Origin of the sequence: Shewanella sp. SP2S2-4 (genome assembly GCF_031932025.1) — a bacterium.
Classification (GTDB): domain Bacteria; phylum Pseudomonadota; class Gammaproteobacteria; order Enterobacterales; family Shewanellaceae; genus Shewanella; species Shewanella baltica.
In genome coordinates this window covers 1-16105 of the sequence record NZ_JAUOER010000041.1, presented here as the reverse complement: position 1 = coordinate 16105, position 16105 = coordinate 1, and the positions used below count along the sequence as shown (strand labels likewise).

The window sequence follows — 16105 nt, the reverse complement described above, 5'->3', positions numbered from 1 at the left end:
TTCCGTAAACTGCTTGACGAAGGTCGTGCAGGCGAGAACTGTGGTGTGTTATTACGTGGTACTAAGCGTGATGACGTAGAACGTGGTCAAGTATTGGCTAAACCAGGTTCAATCAACCCACACACCACTTTTGAATCAGAAGTTTATGTTCTGTCAAAAGAAGAAGGTGGACGTCACACTCCATTCTTCAAAGGCTACCGTCCACAGTTCTACTTCCGTACAACTGACGTAACCGGTACTATCGAACTGCCAGAAGGCGTAGAGATGGTAATGCCTGGCGACAACATCAAAATGGTAGTGACTCTGATTTGCCCAATCGCGATGGACGAAGGTTTACGCTTCGCAATCCGTGAAGGTGGTCGTACAGTTGGTGCTGGTGTAGTAGCTAAAATCATCGCTTAATCGCGACAGAGATTAGTTTGAAAAGGAAGCTTCGGCTTCCTTTTTTGTTTAAGTGGATTATTTCACAGGTTTTGTGGATTGCATGGGATTCGCATCCTTGCTTACAAAGTCGAATAAGAATACAATCTATGGCCGATTTTTGACCCTGAGCTTATGCTATTTTGCGTTTCTAAGGGTGTTCGGAAATGCAGAGTATGATGTGGGAATTATGCCCGTCAATTAATGTGCTCTAAGCTCAGGCCGTATTGAGTAACGGAAAAACCGATGACAACAAATACTGAAAACCAGAACAATTCTCTGGATATCGTGAAGTGGGGTTTAGTGATTGTATTACTAGCCGCTGCTGTTATTGGCAATCAAATGTATAGCGAAGCCAGTGCCGTAATACGTGCGCTTAGTGTTATCGTTGCATTCGCTATTGCTGGTTTTATTGCGCTTCAGACTGTAAAAGGTAAAAAAGCGTTAGCTTTTGCCCGTGAAGCGCATATCGAAGTGCGCAAGGTTGTATGGCCGACGCGTCAAGAAGCACTAAACACCACTTTTATTGTCCTTGCAGCAACAGGTATCTTAGCTCTTATCCTTTGGGGTATGGATGCTGTGTTAATGCGAATTGTCAATTTTATCACTGGCGTATAGGCACCTCGAATGACTGAAGCTAAAGAAGCTAAAAAAAGATGGTATGTAGTGCAGGCATTCTCAGGCTATGAAGGCCGAGTTTGTAAGTCACTGATTGAATACATTAAGATGCACGGCATGGAAGAATACTTCGGCGAAGTATTGGTCCCGACTGAAGAAGTCGTTGAAATGCGTGCAGGTCAGCGTCGTAAGAGCGAACGTAAGTTTTTCCCTGGCTATGTGTTAGTCCAGATGGAAATGAACGATGACAGCTGGCATTTAGTCAAAAGCATCCCGCGTGTTTTAGGCTTTATTGGCGGAACCTCTGATCGTCCTGCCCCAATTTCCGATAAAGAAGCGGATGCAATTCTGCGTCGCTTACAAGAAACGACAGCGTCACCGACTCATAGAACTATCTTCGAGCCTGGTGAAGTGGTGCGTGTGTGTGATGGTCCATTTGCTGACTTCAACGGTACCGTTGAGGAAGTGGATTATGACAAGAGCCGCGTAAAAGTATCAGTAATGATCTTTGGTCGTTCTACGCCAGTTGAACTTGATTTTAGTCAAGTTGAAAAAGGCTGATTAAATAAAATACAAAATCCGTTTGGCAACGGGGGCGAGTTTCTATATAATCCGTCCCCGTTGTTTTCGGGGGAGCACGTCAGCATGTCGCTGATGCGCGTTTGAACCCAAACTGAGGAAATGTCAGATGGCAAAGAAGATTGATGCTTATATTAAGCTACAAGTAAAATCAGGTTCTGCGAACCCGTCACCACCAGTTGGTCCAGCTTTGGGTCAAAAAGGTGTGAACATCATGGAATTCTGTAAAGCGTTTAACGCCCGTACAGAAAAAATGGAAAAAGGCATGCCTATTCCTGTCGTGATCACTGTATACAGTGACCGTTCATTCACTTTTGAAACTAAGACTTCTCCAGCGTCTTACTTACTGAAGACTGCTGCAGGCCTGAAATCAGGTTCTCCACGTCCAAACACTCAGAAAGTGGGTACTATCGCACGCGCTAAAGTTCAAGAAATTGCTGAACTTAAAGCTGCCGATATGACTGGTGCTGACATTGAAGCGATGACTCGCTCAATCGAAGGTACTGCGCGTTCAATGGGTTTGGTTGTAGAGGATTAATATAATGGCAAAGCTAACTAAACGCATGCGCGTAATTCGCGAAAAAGTTGACGGTACTAAAAGCTACGATATCAACGAAGCTGTTGCTCTGTTAAAAGAATTAGCAACTGCAAAATTCGTTGAAAGTGTAGACGTAGCAGTTAACCTGGGTATCGACCCACGTAAATCTGACCAAAACGTTCGTGGTGCAACAGTGTTGCCACACGGTACTGGTCGTGACGTTCGCGTTGCAGTATTTACACAAGGTGCAAATGCTGAAGCGGCAAAAGCTGCTGGTGCTGAGCTAGTTGGTATGGATGATCTGGCTGAGCAAATCAAAGCCGGTGAAATGAACTTCGACGTGGTTATCGCATCTCCAGATGCAATGCGCGTTGTTGGTATGTTAGGTCAAATCTTAGGCCCACGTGGTTTAATGCCTAACCCTAAAACAGGTACAGTAACACCAAACGTTGCTGAAGCTGTTAAGAATGCCAAGGCTGGTCAAGTTCGTTACCGTAACGACAAGAACGGTATTATCCACACTACTATCGGTAAAGTGGATTTCACACCAGTTCAATTGAAAGAAAACTTGGAAGCGTTGATCTCTGCACTGAAAAAGGCTAAGCCTGCAGTTGCTAAAGGTGTATACGTGAAAAAGGTTAGCATCTCTACCACTATGGGTGCAGGTGTTGCAGTTGATCAAGCTACGCTTGAGACAACCATATAATTTTACAAGGTGAGCGTATTAATCTATAATGCGCGCACTTTGTGGGTTGAAGCCTGTTTTATCGCCGTTTAATTGGTTGTAACTCAGGTTTCCGTCCAAGACCGCAGGTGTTTTTTGTAAAAATAACTTAATTTCCTGCGTAGACGGTGTCAGGCCCCAGCTAAATTTTTTTACTGGATAATCTGCACCGTAAGTCACTAAATACATAAGTATTTAGTATGGTAAATACTAGGGAATACCCTAGGTAGAATCCAGGAGTAAAGCCAATGGCATTAAGACTCGAAGACAAAAAAGCGATTGTTGCTGAAGTCAACGAAGCTGCCAAAGGTGCGCTATCTGCAGTTGCCGCTGATTCTCGCGGTGTGACTGTAGGTGCTATGACCGGTCTGCGTAAAAAAGCTCGCGAAGCTGGTGTATATGTACGTGTAGTACGTAACACATTGGCTCGTCGTGCTGTTGAAGGTACAGCTTTTGAGTGCCTAGCAGAAACGTTCACTGGCCCAACTTTGATTGCTTTTTCTTTAGAGCACCCAGGTGCTGCAGCACGTCTGTTAAAAGACTTTGCTAAAGAACAAGCTAACTTCGAAGTTAAAGGCGCAGCCTTTGAAGGGAATTTCATCCCTGCAGCTGAAATTGATCGTTTGGCGAAACTGCCAACATACGAAGAAGCACTAGCTCAGTTAATGATGACTATGAAAGAAGCATCTGCTGGCAAGTTCGTTCGTACACTGGCCGCCCTGCGCGATCAAAAACAAGAAGCCGCTTAATTTCAAGCTGGCTGCTTAATAAAATTGAATTCAGAACAATAGGAAACATTTGTTATGTCTATCACTAAAGACCAAATCTTAGAAGCCTTTGCAGCTATGTCTGTAATGGAAGTTGTTGAACTGATCGAAGCAATGGAAGAGAAGTTCGGCGTTTCTGCCGCTGCTGCTGTTGTTTCTGGTGGCGCTGAAGCTGCTGTTGTTGAAGAACAAACAGAATTCAACGTAATCCTGACTGCTCACGGCGACAACAAAGTTGCTGTTATTAAAGCAATCCGTGGCGCAACAGGTTTAGGCCTGAAAGAAGCTAAAGCTATGTCTGAAGCTGCTCCAGTAGCAGTTAAAGAAGGCGTTTCTAAAGAAGAAGCTGAAGCTCTGAAGAAAGAACTTACTGAAGCTGGTGCTTCTGTAGAAATCAAGTAAGCTATTATTTAGCTTGCTCACCCAAGCCACTTGGGTGGAGGCTGGCGGTTTTTTAACCGTCGGCCTTTTTTGCGCTATATGCGCTGGCGATTTTTTTTCACCGTTTGTCGCCAAATTTTGCAGTCCCTAGCAGAGATTACTGGTTAGGTTCTTGCCATCAACGGTGATGGGCAAACGTGCTGAATTTAATAACATAAGTTATTTATTCAGTCTTGGTCACATCTCGTAAGCAGAGGAAACCCATGGTTTACTCCTATTCTGAAAAGAAGCGTATTCGCAAAGACTTTGGTAAGCGTCCAAAAGTTTTGGATATCCCTTATTTATTGTCTATCCAGCTAGACTCTTTTAAGAAGTTCACCGATCAAGATCCTACCGGTGAGCGCGGTTTAGAAGCCGCCTTCCGTAGCGTTTTTCCCATCAAGAGCTTTTCTGGTAATTCAGAACTGCAATACGTCAGCTATAAGCTTGGCGAGCCTGTTTTTGATGTGAAAGAGTGTCAGATCCGTGGTGTTACGTACTCAGCTCCACTACGCGTTAAATTACGCATGGTGTTGTATGACCGTGAAGCAGCGGCGGGCACAGTAAAAGATATTAAAGAACAAGAAGTCTACATGGGTGATATCCCATTGATGACGGATAACGGTACTTTTGTTATCAACGGTACTGAGCGTGTAATCGTATCTCAATTACACCGTTCTCCAGGCGTGTTCTTTGATCATGACCGTGGTAAAACCCACTCATCAGGTAAGGTGCTGTATAACGCACGTATTATTCCTTACCGTGGTTCATGGCTTGACTTTGAATTCGATCCTAAAGATGCACTATTTGTGCGTATTGACCGTCGCCGCAAATTGCCTGCGACCATCATGTTACGTGCATTAGAATATTCTACTCAAGAGATCCTCGATCTGTTCTTTGAACGCGTTGAGTTCAAGATCAAGAAAGATACTCTGGTTATGGCTTTGGTTCCTGAGCGTCTGCGTGGCGAAACTGCCAGCTATGACATCAAGGATGCTGAAGGTTCTGTATTGGTTGAAGCCGGTCGTCGTATCACTGCGCGCCACATTCGCCAATTAGAAAAAACCAATACCACTGAGCTCGAAGTGCCAGTTGAATATATCGTGGGCAAATATGCTGCTCAGGATTATATCGATCCGGATACAGGTGAAGTTTTAGTCTCTGCCAACAGTGAAATTAGCTTAGAAGATTTGGCTAAATTATCATTGGCCGGTATTAAAGAGCTCAGCACCTTGTATATCAACGAGCTAGATCATGGTGCTTATATTTCAGATACGCTGCGTATCGATTCAACCACTAACCGCTTAGAAGCACTGGTTGAAATCTATCGTATGATGCGTCCTGGCGAGCCACCAACCAAAGATGCTGCCGAAGCACTATTCCAGAACTTGTTCTTCAGTGAAGAGCGTTATGACCTGTCTAAAGTAGGTCGTATGAAGTTCAACCGTCGTCTCAGCATTCCTGATGACGAAGGTAGCGGTGTATTGTCTAAAGAAGACATCGTCGCGGTAATGAAGAACATCATTCATATCCGTAACGGTTTCGACGAAGTCGATGATATCGATCACTTAGGCAACCGTCGTATTCGTAGCGTCGGTGAAATGGCTGAAAACCAATTCCGCGTAGGTTTAGTCCGTGTTGAGCGCGCCGTGCGTGAACGTCTATCTTTAGGCGATCTGAACGAGCTGATGCCACAAGACTTGATTAACGCTAAGCCAATTTCTGCTGCAGTGAAAGAGTTCTTCGGTTCTTCTCAGCTGTCACAATTCATGGACCAAAACAACCCGCTGTCAGAAGTAACGCATAAGCGTCGTATTTCTGCTCTTGGCCCCGGTGGTTTGACTCGTGAACGTGCAGGCTTCGAAGTCCGCGACGTACATCCAACGCATTATGGTCGTTTATGTCCAATTGAGACCCCTGAAGGTCCAAACATTGGTCTAATCAACTCATTAGCAAGCTTTGCCCGTACTAACTCATACGGCTTCCTAGAAACGCCATACCGCAAGGTTATCGACGGCGTGATTACTGACGAAGTGGAATACTTGTCAGCAATCGAAGAAGGTCGTTATGTGATCGCACAGGCGAACATTGAAGTTGACGCGAACGGTCGTATGGCAGAAGAGCAAATTGCTTGTCGTCATAAAGGTGAATCTACCTTTATGCGCGCTGCTGACATCCAGTATATGGACGTTTCGCCACAGCAGATCATTTCAGTTGCTGCGTCGCTCATCCCGTTCTTAGAACACGATGATGCTAACCGTGCATTGATGGGTGCGAACATGCAACGTCAAGCCGTACCAACACTGCGCTCTGAAAAGCCGCTAGTAGGTACTGGTATTGAACGTACACTAGCTGTTGACTCAGGTGTTGTGGTTGTTGCTAAGCGTGGTGGCTTCATTGACTACGTTGATGCGAGCCGTATCGTTGTTAAAGTAAATGAAGATGAGCTGCGCCCAGGCGAAGCCGGTATCGACATTTATAACCTGACTAAGTACACCCGTTCTAACCAAAACACTTGTATCAACCAACGCCCTTGTTGTGCTGTTGGTGAGCCAGTGGTTCGCGGTGACGTGTTAGCAGACGGTCCGTCTACTGACTTAGGTGACTTAGCCCTTGGCCAGAACATGCGTATCGCGTTCATGCCTTGGAACGGTTACAACTTCGAAGACTCGATCTTAATTTCTGAGCGCGTTGCGCAAGAAGACCGTTTCACCACTATCCACATTCAGGAGCTGTCTTGTATCGCTCGTGATACTAAGTTGGGTAGCGAAGAAATCACAGCTGATATTCCAAACGTTGGTGAGTCTGCTCTGTCGAAACTCGACGAGTCAGGTATCGTTTACATTGGTGCAGAAGTGAAGGGTGGCGATATTCTGGTTGGTAAAGTGACGCCAAAAGGCGAAACACAGCTGACGCCAGAAGAGAAGCTACTCCGTGCTATCTTCGGTGAGAAAGCGTCTGACGTTAAAGACAGTTCACTGCGTGTTCCTAACTCTGTTAAGGGCACTATCATCGACGTTCAGGTATTTACCCGTGACGGCGTTGAAAAAGACAAGCGTGCAGTTGAAATCGAAGAGATGCACATTGCCCAAGCTCGTAAAGACTTAGGCGAAGAGTTCAAGATCCTTGAAGAAGGTGTATTGAGCCGTGCACGTAACCTGTTAATCGGTGCTGGTTTCACTGAAGCGCAAATTGCTGCCTTGCCACGTAAAGATGTGTTGATTCAAGTCATTGACGATGAATCAAAACAAACTGAACTTGAGCAATTAGCTGAACAGCATGAAGAGCTGAAAGCTGACTTCGATAAGAAGTTTGAAATCAAACGTCGCAAGATCACCCAAGGTGATGACTTGGCTCCAGGCGTACTGAAGATCGTTAAGGTTTACTTAGCGGTTAAGCGTACTATCCAACCTGGTGACAAGATGGCGGGTCGTCACGGTAACAAGGGTGTTATCTCTAAGATTTGCCCAATCGAAGACATGCCGTATGACGAACAAGGTAACCCAGTAGACATCGTATTGAACCCGCTAGGTGTTCCATCACGTATGAACATTGGTCAGGTACTTGAAGTCCATATGGGCGCCGCTGCCAAAGGTATTGGTAACAAGATCACTGCGATGCTTGAAGAACAGCGCGAGCTGGCTGAAGTTCGTGGCTACATCAAGCAAGTTTATGAATTAGGTGACGAAGTGCAACAGCGCGTCGATATCGATTCATTCACTGATGATGAAGTATTACGTCTTGCGACTAACCTGAAAGGCGGTATCCCGATTGCAACTCCAGCATTCGACGGTGCTAAAGAGAAAGAGATCAAGCAGATGCTTGAACTTGCAGGTTTGCCAACCTCTGGTCAGTTGAAGTTGTTTGATGGTCGTACCGGTAACGAATTTGAGCGTCAAGTAACTGTTGGTTACATGTACATGCTCAAACTGAACCACTTAGTTGATGACAAGATGCACGCCCGTTCTACCGGTTCGTACAGCTTAGTGACTCAACAACCACTGGGCGGTAAAGCTCAGTTCGGTGGTCAGCGTTTCGGTGAGATGGAAGTGTGGGCACTAGAAGCATACGGTGCCGCTTATACGCTTCAAGAAATGCTCACCGTTAAATCGGATGACGTTAACGGTCGTACTCAGATGTATAAGAACATCGTCGACGGTAACCATCAGATGCAACCTGGCATGCCAGAGTCCTTCAACGTGTTGCTGAAGGAGATCCGTTCACTCGGTATTAATATCGAGTTGGATCAGGCATAAGCGCAGGCCTTTAGCCGCGTTTGGCAAACAGAATGGTGCTCCGTGCGAGCGGAGCACCCGGTTTAACTCCTTCAGGAGAGAAACGTGAAAGACTTATTAAAGTTTCTGAAACAGCAAAGCAAGACTGAAGAATTTAACGGCATCAAAATTGGTCTGGCATCGCCTGATCTGATCCGTTCTTGGTCTTTTGGTGAAGTTAAGAAGCCAGAAACCATCAACTACCGTACCTTCAAGCCTGAGCGTGAAGGTCTGTTCTGTGCGCGTATCTTTGGCCCAGTCAAAGATTACGAATGTTTGTGCGGTAAGTACAAACGTTTGAAGCACCGTGGTGTTATTTGTGAAAAGTGTGGCGTTGAAGTAACCCAAACTAAAGTACGTCGTGAGCGTATGGGTCACATCGAACTGGCTAGCCCAGTTGCGCACATTTGGTTCTTAAAATCACTACCGTCCCGTATCGGCTTAATGTTGGATATGACGCTGCGTGATATCGAACGCGTACTGTATTTTGAATCATTTGTCGTGATCGAGCCTGGCATGACCAGCCTTGAGCGTGGCCAAATGCTGACAGAAGAAACTTATCTGGATGCATTAGAAGAATACGGTGATGAGTTCGAAGCTAAAATGGGTGCCGAAGCAGTACTTGAACTGTTACGTGCTATCGATTTAGCGAAAGAAATCGAACAAATGCGTGAAGAATTGCCTTCAATCAACTCTGAGACTCGTCGCAAGAAAGTGACTAAACGTCTTAAGTTGATGGAAGCATTCTACACTTCAGGCAACAAGCCTGAGTGGATGATCTTAAAAGTACTGCCTGTGTTGCCACCTGACTTACGTCCGTTGGTACCGCTCGATGGCGGCCGCTTCGCGACCTCAGATCTTAACGACCTGTATCGCCGCGTGATCAACCGTAACAACCGTTTGAAGCGTCTGTTAGATTTAGCTGCGCCAGACATTATCGTACGCAACGAAAAGCGTATGTTACAAGAGTCTGTTGATGCGCTATTAGATAACGGTCGTCGTGGTCGTGCTATTACCGGTTCTAACAAACGTCCTCTGAAATCTTTGGCTGATATGATCAAAGGTAAGCAAGGTCGTTTCCGTCAGAACTTATTGGGTAAGCGCGTCGACTATTCTGGTCGTTCGGTAATTACCGTAGGTCCTACTCTACGTCTGCACCAATGTGGTCTTCCTAAGAAGATGGCACTGGAACTGTTCAAGCCATTCATCTATGGCAAGCTAGAAGGTCGTGGCTTAGCTACTACCATCAAAGCAGCTAAGAAGATGGTAGAGCGTGAAGTGGCGGAAGTATGGGACGTTCTGGATGAAGTGATCCGCGAACATCCAGTGATGCTCAACCGTGCACCAACACTGCACAGACTGGGTATTCAAGCGTTCGAACCAGTACTGATTGAAGGTAAAGCCATCCAGTTACACCCACTCGTTTGTGCGGCATACAACGCCGACTTCGACGGTGACCAAATGGCGGTACACGTACCGTTAACACTGGAAGCGCAGCTTGAAGCCCGTGCCCTGATGATGTCTACCAACAACATCCTGTCACCAGCCAACGGCGAGCCTGTTATCACCCCGTCTCAAGACGTGGTATTGGGTCTGTACTACACCAGCCGTGAGCGTATTAACGGCCGTGGTGAAGGTATGTACTTTATGTCTGTTGCTGAAGTTGAAAAAGCTTACGCAACTGGCGCTGCTGAACTGCATGCCCGCGTTAAAGTGCGTATCACTGAAACCATTATTGGTGACGCAGGTGAACGTACTGAACAACGCCGTATCGTTGATACTACTGTGGGTCGTGCTCTGCTGTCATTGATTCTGCCAGCAGGTTTGTCATTTGATCTGGTTAACCAGAACATGGGCAAAAAGCAGATCTCTAAACTGTTGAACACCTGTTATCGTCAACTGGGTCTGAAAGATACTGTTATCTTCGCTGACCAATTGATGTATACCGGTTTCCGTTTTGCAACCATCTCTGGTGCCTCTGTCGGTATCGATGACATGGTTATTCCAGACGAGAAATACACCTTAGTTGCTGATGCAGAAGCGGAAGTTCTTGAAATTCAAGAGCAGTTCCAATCTGGTCTAGTTACAGCTGGTGAGCGTTACAACAAAGTTATCGATATCTGGGCAAGTGCCAACGAAAAAGTTTCTAAAGCTATGATGGAAAACCTGTCAACTGAGACAGTGATTAACCGTGATGGTGTTGAAGAGAAACAAGCCTCGTTTAACAGCATCTATATGATGGCTGACTCAGGCGCTCGTGGTAGTGCCGCACAGATCCGTCAGTTGGCGGGTATGCGTGGTCTGATGGCTAAACCAGACGGCTCAATCATCGAAACGCCAATTACCGCTAACTTCCGTGAAGGTCTAAACGTACTCCAGTACTTTATTTCTACTCACGGTGCGCGTAAAGGTCTAGCCGATACGGCATTGAAGACAGCGAACTCGGGTTACCTGACTCGTCGTCTTGTAGACGTTGCACAAGATTTAGTGGTTATCGAAGACGATTGTGGTACTCACGAAGGTCTAACCATGAAACCGCTGATTGAAGGTGGTGATGTGGTTGAGCCGTTACGTGAACGCGTACTGGGTCGTGTAGTTGCGATTGATGTGTTCTATCCAGGCACTGAAGACGTACTCGCACCACGTAACACGCTACTCGACGAAGCATGGTGTGACAAGTTAGAAGAGCATTCAATTGACGAAGTCATTGTACGTTCTGTTATTTCTTGTGATACCGATTTCGGTGTGTGTGCAGCTTGTTACGGTCGTGACTTGGCTCGTGGTCATATTATTAACCACGGTGAAGCCATCGGTGTTGTGGCAGCACAATCTATCGGTGAACCAGGTACACAGTTAACGATGCGTACCTTCCACATCGGTGGTGCGGCATCGAGAGCGTCTGCAGAAAACAATGTCCAAGTGAAAAACTCGGGTTCATTGAAACTGCATAATGCTAAGCATGTTACTAACAGTGACGGCAAACTGGTTATCGTTTCTCGTTCTTCTGAACTGGCCGTTATTGACGAGCTGGGTCGTGAGAAAGAGCGTTATAAAGTGCCATACGGTACTGTGCTCGAGAAGCTAGAAGAAGCCGCTGTTGAAGCGGGCGATGTTATCGCTAACTGGGATCCACATACTCACCCAATCATTTCTGAAGTGGCGGGTAGTATCAAGTTCGTAGACATGATTGACGGTGTTACTATGACACGTCAAACAGACGAACTAACGGGTCTGTCATCAATCGTGATCCTTGACGTTGGTCAGCGTGGTACTGCGGGTAAAGAAATGCGCCCAATGATCCGTCTGCTTGGCGCTAACGGTAGCGATTTAATGATCCCAGGTACTGAAGTACCTGCACAGTACTTCTTACCAGGTAGTGCGATCGTTAACTTAGAAGATAACGCGCAAATCAACGTGGGTGACGCTTTAGCTCGTATTCCTCAGGAATCGTCTAAAACACGCGACATCACCGGTGGTCTGCCACGCGTTGCTGACTTGTTCGAAGCGCGTAAGCCAAAAGAGCCTGCTATTCTGGCGGAGATCTCTGGTACCATCTCGTTTGGTAAAGAGACCAAAGGAAAGCGTCGTTTGGTGATTACACCTGCTGATGGCGGCGATCACTATGAAGAGATGATCCCTAAGTGGCGTAACTTAAACGTGTTCGAAGGTGAAAAAGTCGAACGTGGTGAAGTTATCGCTGACGGTCCAGAAGCGGCACACGACATTCTGCGTCTTCGTGGTATCCACAACGTAGCTAACTACATTGTGAACGAAGTACAGGACGTTTACCGTCTGCAAGGCGTGAAGATCAACGATAAGCATATCGAAGTGATCATCCGTCAGATGCTGCGTAAGTGTCTTATCACTTCTGCCGGTGACACTGAGTTCCTTGAAGGGGAACAAGCTGAAGTGTCACGCGTTAAGATCGCTAACCGCGAACTGATCGCCCAAGGTAAAGTGCCTGCGACCTTTGAACGTGAACTACTGGGTATTACTAAAGCATCTCTGGCAACAGAATCCTTTATCTCAGCAGCATCGTTCCAAGAAACCACGCGCGTACTGACCGAAGCTGCCGTAGGTGGTAAGAGCGATCAATTACGTGGTCTGAAAGAAAACGTTATCGTTGGCCGACTGATCCCAGCCGGTACCGGTTACGCTTATCACAAGACTCGTAATGAAGCGCGTGCGAAGAAAAACGAACCTGTAGTAGTGAATAAGATCACTGCAAGTGAAGCCGAACAGAACTTGGCCGATCTCTTAAACCTGGCTGGTAGCCAAGATTAAGTAATCAGTTTGTTATAAAAAGGCGCCTATGGCGCCTTTTTTCTTGGAATATGCCGCAAAAGTTGGCTATTTCTTGACAGTCAGGCATTACCTTTCTAAAATTCCGCGTCCCACCATTGTGGGATATAGATTTTTCACACCTTATCGTTGAGTTTGATTCAACTGACTCGGAGCTATACATGGCAACTGTAAACCAGTTGGTACGTAAGCCACGCGCGCCAAAAGTCGACAAGACTAATGTGCCTGCGTTGAATGCGTGCCCGCAAAAACGTGGTGTTTGTACACGTGTGTACACAACTACCCCTAAAAAACCAAACTCTGCACTACGTAAAGTAGCTCGTGTGCGTCTAACTAACGGTTTCGAAGTAACTTCGTACATCGGCGGTGAAGGCCACAACCTGCAGGAACATAGCGTGATCTTAATCCGTGGTGGTCGTGTTAAAGACTTACCAGGTGTGCGTTATCACACTATTCGTGGCGCATTAGACTGTGCAGGCGTGACTTCACGTCGCCAAAGCCGTTCTAAATACGGTGCTAAGCGTCCTAAGTCTTAACTTATCCGTTAAGTAAGGCCAAGCTAGTTTTATTTTGAGAATTCCAGTTTTGGAAATCCCTGAAGCATACGGAGAATTGTTATGCCAAGACGTCGCGTTGTAGGACAACGTAAAATCCTACCAGATCCAAAGTTTCACAGTGAGTTGCTGGCTAAGTTCATCAACGTCATTATGCAAGACGGCAAAAAGTCGACTGCAGAAAAAATTATTTACAAGGCACTAGATGTTGTCGCTGAAAAGAAAAGCGAAAACCATTTAGTTATCCTTGAAGCAGCCCTGGACAACGTTCGCCCATCAGTCGAAGTTAAATCTCGTCGCGTTGGTGGTTCTACGTACCAGGTACCATGTGAAGTTCGTCCTGTGCGTCGTAACGCACTGGCGATGCGCTGGTTAGTTGAAGCTGCTCGCAAGCGTGGTGAAAAATCTATGGCTTTACGTCTAGCAGGTGAAATGCTGGATGCGTCTGAAAACAAAGGTACTGCTGTTAAGAAGCGTGAAGACGTGCATCGCATGGCTGAAGCTAACAAAGCCTTTGCTCATTACCGTTGGTAATATGATGGTGTGGGCTTAGGCCCACACCATGTTGTTGATATTGCCAAGACTTAGGTCTTGGTGGAGAGGGTATAATAGTGGCTCGTACAACCCCAATTGAGCGTTATCGTAATATCGGTATTTGTGCTCATGTTGACGCAGGTAAAACCACCACAACAGAACGTGTTCTGTTCTATACCGGTTTGTCTCATAAAATCGGTGAGGTGCATGACGGCGCCGCTACCACAGACTGGATGGTTCAAGAGCAAGAGCGTGGTATCACTATCACCTCGGCTGCGGTAACCACATTCTGGCGTGGTATGGATGCTCAATTCACTGAACACCGCATCAATATCATCGATACCCCTGGTCACGTTGACTTTACTATTGAAGTTGAACGGTCTCTGCGAGTCCTCGACGGCGCTGTTGTCGTTTTCTGTGGTTCATCTGGTGTTGAACCTCAGTCAGAAACAGTGTGGCGTCAAGCTGATAAATACCGCGTTCCACGCTTAGTATTTGTCAACAAAATGGACCGTGCAGGTGCTGACTTTGAACGTGTAGTGAAGCAAATTAGAACTCGTCTTGGAGCCACTTGTGTGCCTATTCAATTGAATATTGGCGCAGAAGAAAACTTCAAAGGTGTGATCGACTTAATTAAGATGAAAGCTATTAACTGGAATGAATCAGACCAGGGTATGACTTTCACTCATGAGGAGATCCCTGCAGAGTTAGCGGCTAAAGCGGCTGAAATGCATGAGTATCTAGTTGAAGTAGCCGCCGAATCTTCGGATGAACTGATGGATAAGTACCTTGAAGAAGGCACGCTATCAGAAGACGAAATTAAAAAGGCGCTACGTCAGCGTACTATAAATAATGAAATCGTTTTAGCGACTTGTGGTTCTGCATTTAAGAACAAAGGCGTTCAAGCGGTACTTGATGCGGTTATTGAATTCTTGCCAGCGCCCATTGATGTGCCTCCAATTAAGGGCATCGATGAGAACGACCAAGAAGTAGAACGCCCATCAGATGACAATGCGCCTTTTGCTGCATTGGCATTTAAGATTGCTACAGATCCATTCGTAGGAACTTTGACCTTTATTCGCGTGTACTCTGGCGTACTCGAATCAGGTTCGGGCGTTTACAACTCTGTCAAACAGAAGCGTGAACGCGTAGGTCGCATGGTGCAAATGCACGCAAACGATCGTACTGAACTGAAAGAAGTCCGTGCTGGTGATATCGCAGCGGCGATTGGTCTAAAAGAAGTGACTACGGGTGATACGCTTTGTGATAACGATCATAGAGTGATCTTGGAACGTATGGAGTTCCCAGAGCCAGTAATTACCATTGCCGTTGAGCCTAAGTCAAAAGCCGACCAGGACAAAATGGGTATCGCGTTGCAAAAGCTTGCAGCGGAAGATCCATCATTCCGAGTTGAAACTGACGAAGAATCATCACAAACTCTGATTTCGGGTATGGGTGAGTTACACTTAGACATCATCGTTGACCGTATGCGTCGCGAATTCGGTGTTGAATGTAACGTAGGTAAGCCACAAGTGGCCTACCGCGAAACTATCCGAGCATCAGTAGAAGCTGAAGGTAAATTTGTACGCCAATCAGGTGGTCGTGGACAATTCGGTCACGTTTGGTTAAAACTAGAGCCTAATGAAGAAGGCGCTGGTTACGAATTTGTCAATGCAGTTGTGGGAGGTGTGATTCCTCGTGAATTCATTCCTGCGGTTGATAAAGGTATCCAAGAACAGATGAAGAATGGCGTTCTCGCTGGCTTCCCTGTGTTGGACGTGAAGGTCACTCTGTTCGACGGTTCATATCATGATGTGGACTCGAATGAGATGGCGTTCAAAATTGCAGGTTCTATGGGCTTCAAAAAGGGTGCGCTTGAAGCGAATCCGGCGTTGCTCGAACCTTGCATGAAAGTAGAAGTAACTACCCCTGAAAATTATATGGGTGACGTCGTTGGTGATTTAAACCGTCGTCGTGGCTTGATTGAAGGGATGGATGATGGCTTTGGTGGCATCAAAATAGTCCATGCTGTAGTGCCTCTTTCTGAAATGTTTGGTTATGCAACTGATTTGCGCTCTGCTACACAGGGTCGCGCTTCATACTCTATGGAGTTTTTGAAGTACTCTGATGCACCGCAAAACATTGCAAAAGCGATTATTGAATCTCGTAGCTAATATCCAGTTACGACATAAATGTTATTATGGTCCAGCACTGACTGGACTATTCTGAAAAGAAAGGAATATATCGTGGCAAAAGCTAAATTTGAACGTATTAAGCCTCACGTAAACGTGGGCACCATTGGTCACGTTGACCATGGTAAAACCACACTGACTGCAGCTATCTCTCACGTACTGGCTAAGACCTACGGTGGCGAA

Annotated in this window: 12 protein-coding genes and 1 pseudogene; all 13 read left to right on the top strand. The window is 46.2% G+C overall.

The window, feature by feature from the left end:
* A pseudogene (gene tuf / locus Q4Q54_RS21340) lies at nucleotides 1-402 on the top strand (elongation factor Tu); the annotation flags it as partial.
* Nucleotides 403-666: 264 nt separating this feature from the next.
* Complete coding sequence (gene secE / locus Q4Q54_RS21335; protein ID WP_006083613.1) at nucleotides 667-1038, top strand: preprotein translocase subunit SecE; 372 nt, start codon at nucleotides 667-669, stop codon at nucleotides 1036-1038.
* A 9-nt stretch (nucleotides 1039-1047) separates the two neighbouring features.
* On the top strand, nucleotides 1048-1599 hold the full coding sequence (nusG, locus tag Q4Q54_RS21330; protein WP_106648467.1) for a transcription termination/antitermination protein NusG: 552 nt from the start codon (nucleotides 1048-1050) through the stop codon (nucleotides 1597-1599).
* 127 nt (nucleotides 1600-1726) lie between these two features.
* Nucleotides 1727-2155: a 50S ribosomal protein L11 gene (gene rplK, locus Q4Q54_RS21325; protein WP_006083611.1), complete on the top strand. Its 429-nt coding sequence runs from the start codon at nucleotides 1727-1729 to the stop codon at nucleotides 2153-2155.
* A gap of 4 nt (nucleotides 2156-2159) precedes the next feature.
* Nucleotides 2160-2861, top strand: a complete 702-nt coding sequence (gene rplA / locus Q4Q54_RS21320) for a 50S ribosomal protein L1 (protein ID WP_106648466.1) — start codon at nucleotides 2160-2162, stop codon at nucleotides 2859-2861.
* Nucleotides 2862-3127: 266 nt separating this feature from the next.
* On the top strand, nucleotides 3128-3628 hold the full coding sequence (gene rplJ, locus Q4Q54_RS21315) for a 50S ribosomal protein L10 (RefSeq protein WP_006083609.1): 501 nt from the start codon (nucleotides 3128-3130) through the stop codon (nucleotides 3626-3628).
* Nucleotides 3629-3682: 54 nt separating this feature from the next.
* Nucleotides 3683-4048: a 50S ribosomal protein L7/L12 gene (gene rplL / locus Q4Q54_RS21310; protein WP_106648464.1), complete on the top strand. Its 366-nt coding sequence runs from the start codon at nucleotides 3683-3685 to the stop codon at nucleotides 4046-4048.
* A gap of 242 nt (nucleotides 4049-4290) precedes the next feature.
* Entirely contained in the window at nucleotides 4291-8322 is a 4032-nt protein-coding gene (gene rpoB / locus Q4Q54_RS21305; protein ID WP_311989503.1) for a DNA-directed RNA polymerase subunit beta, read from the top strand.
* A gap of 84 nt (nucleotides 8323-8406) precedes the next feature.
* Complete coding sequence (rpoC, locus tag Q4Q54_RS21300; protein ID WP_220591697.1) at nucleotides 8407-12624, top strand: DNA-directed RNA polymerase subunit beta'; 4218 nt, start codon at nucleotides 8407-8409, stop codon at nucleotides 12622-12624.
* 179 nt (nucleotides 12625-12803) lie between these two features.
* Nucleotides 12804-13178: a 30S ribosomal protein S12 gene (rpsL, locus tag Q4Q54_RS21295; protein WP_006083605.1), complete on the top strand. Its 375-nt coding sequence runs from the start codon at nucleotides 12804-12806 to the stop codon at nucleotides 13176-13178.
* Between the two features lie 81 nt (nucleotides 13179-13259).
* Nucleotides 13260-13730: a 30S ribosomal protein S7 gene (rpsG, locus tag Q4Q54_RS21290; protein ID WP_011787570.1), complete on the top strand. Its 471-nt coding sequence runs from the start codon at nucleotides 13260-13262 to the stop codon at nucleotides 13728-13730.
* A gap of 77 nt (nucleotides 13731-13807) precedes the next feature.
* The gene (fusA, locus tag Q4Q54_RS21285; RefSeq protein WP_311901098.1) at nucleotides 13808-15904 is read left to right on the top strand and encodes an elongation factor G; all 2097 of its coding nucleotides are present in this window, start codon (nucleotides 13808-13810) and stop codon (nucleotides 15902-15904) included.
* A gap of 72 nt (nucleotides 15905-15976) precedes the next feature.
* The coding region (locus Q4Q54_RS21280; protein WP_311989504.1) for a GTP-binding protein at nucleotides 15977-16105 on the top strand (129 nt) is incomplete at its 3' end.

Coding starts and splice junctions, on each gene's coding strand:
- secE (WP_006083613.1), top strand. CDS start 667: ATGACAACAAATACTGAAAACCAGAACAATTCTCTGGATATCGTGAAG.
- nusG (WP_106648467.1), top strand. CDS start 1,048: ATGACTGAAGCTAAAGAAGCTAAAAAAAGATGGTATGTAGTGCAGGCA.
- rplK (WP_006083611.1), top strand. CDS start 1,727: ATGGCAAAGAAGATTGATGCTTATATTAAGCTACAAGTAAAATCAGGT.
- rplA (WP_106648466.1), top strand. CDS start 2,160: ATGGCAAAGCTAACTAAACGCATGCGCGTAATTCGCGAAAAAGTTGAC.
- rplJ (WP_006083609.1), top strand. CDS start 3,128: ATGGCATTAAGACTCGAAGACAAAAAAGCGATTGTTGCTGAAGTCAAC.
- rplL (WP_106648464.1), top strand. CDS start 3,683: ATGTCTATCACTAAAGACCAAATCTTAGAAGCCTTTGCAGCTATGTCT.
- rpoB (WP_311989503.1), top strand. CDS start 4,291: ATGGTTTACTCCTATTCTGAAAAGAAGCGTATTCGCAAAGACTTTGGT.
- rpsL (WP_006083605.1), top strand. CDS start 12,804: ATGGCAACTGTAAACCAGTTGGTACGTAAGCCACGCGCGCCAAAAGTC.
- rpsG (WP_011787570.1), top strand. CDS start 13,260: ATGCCAAGACGTCGCGTTGTAGGACAACGTAAAATCCTACCAGATCCA.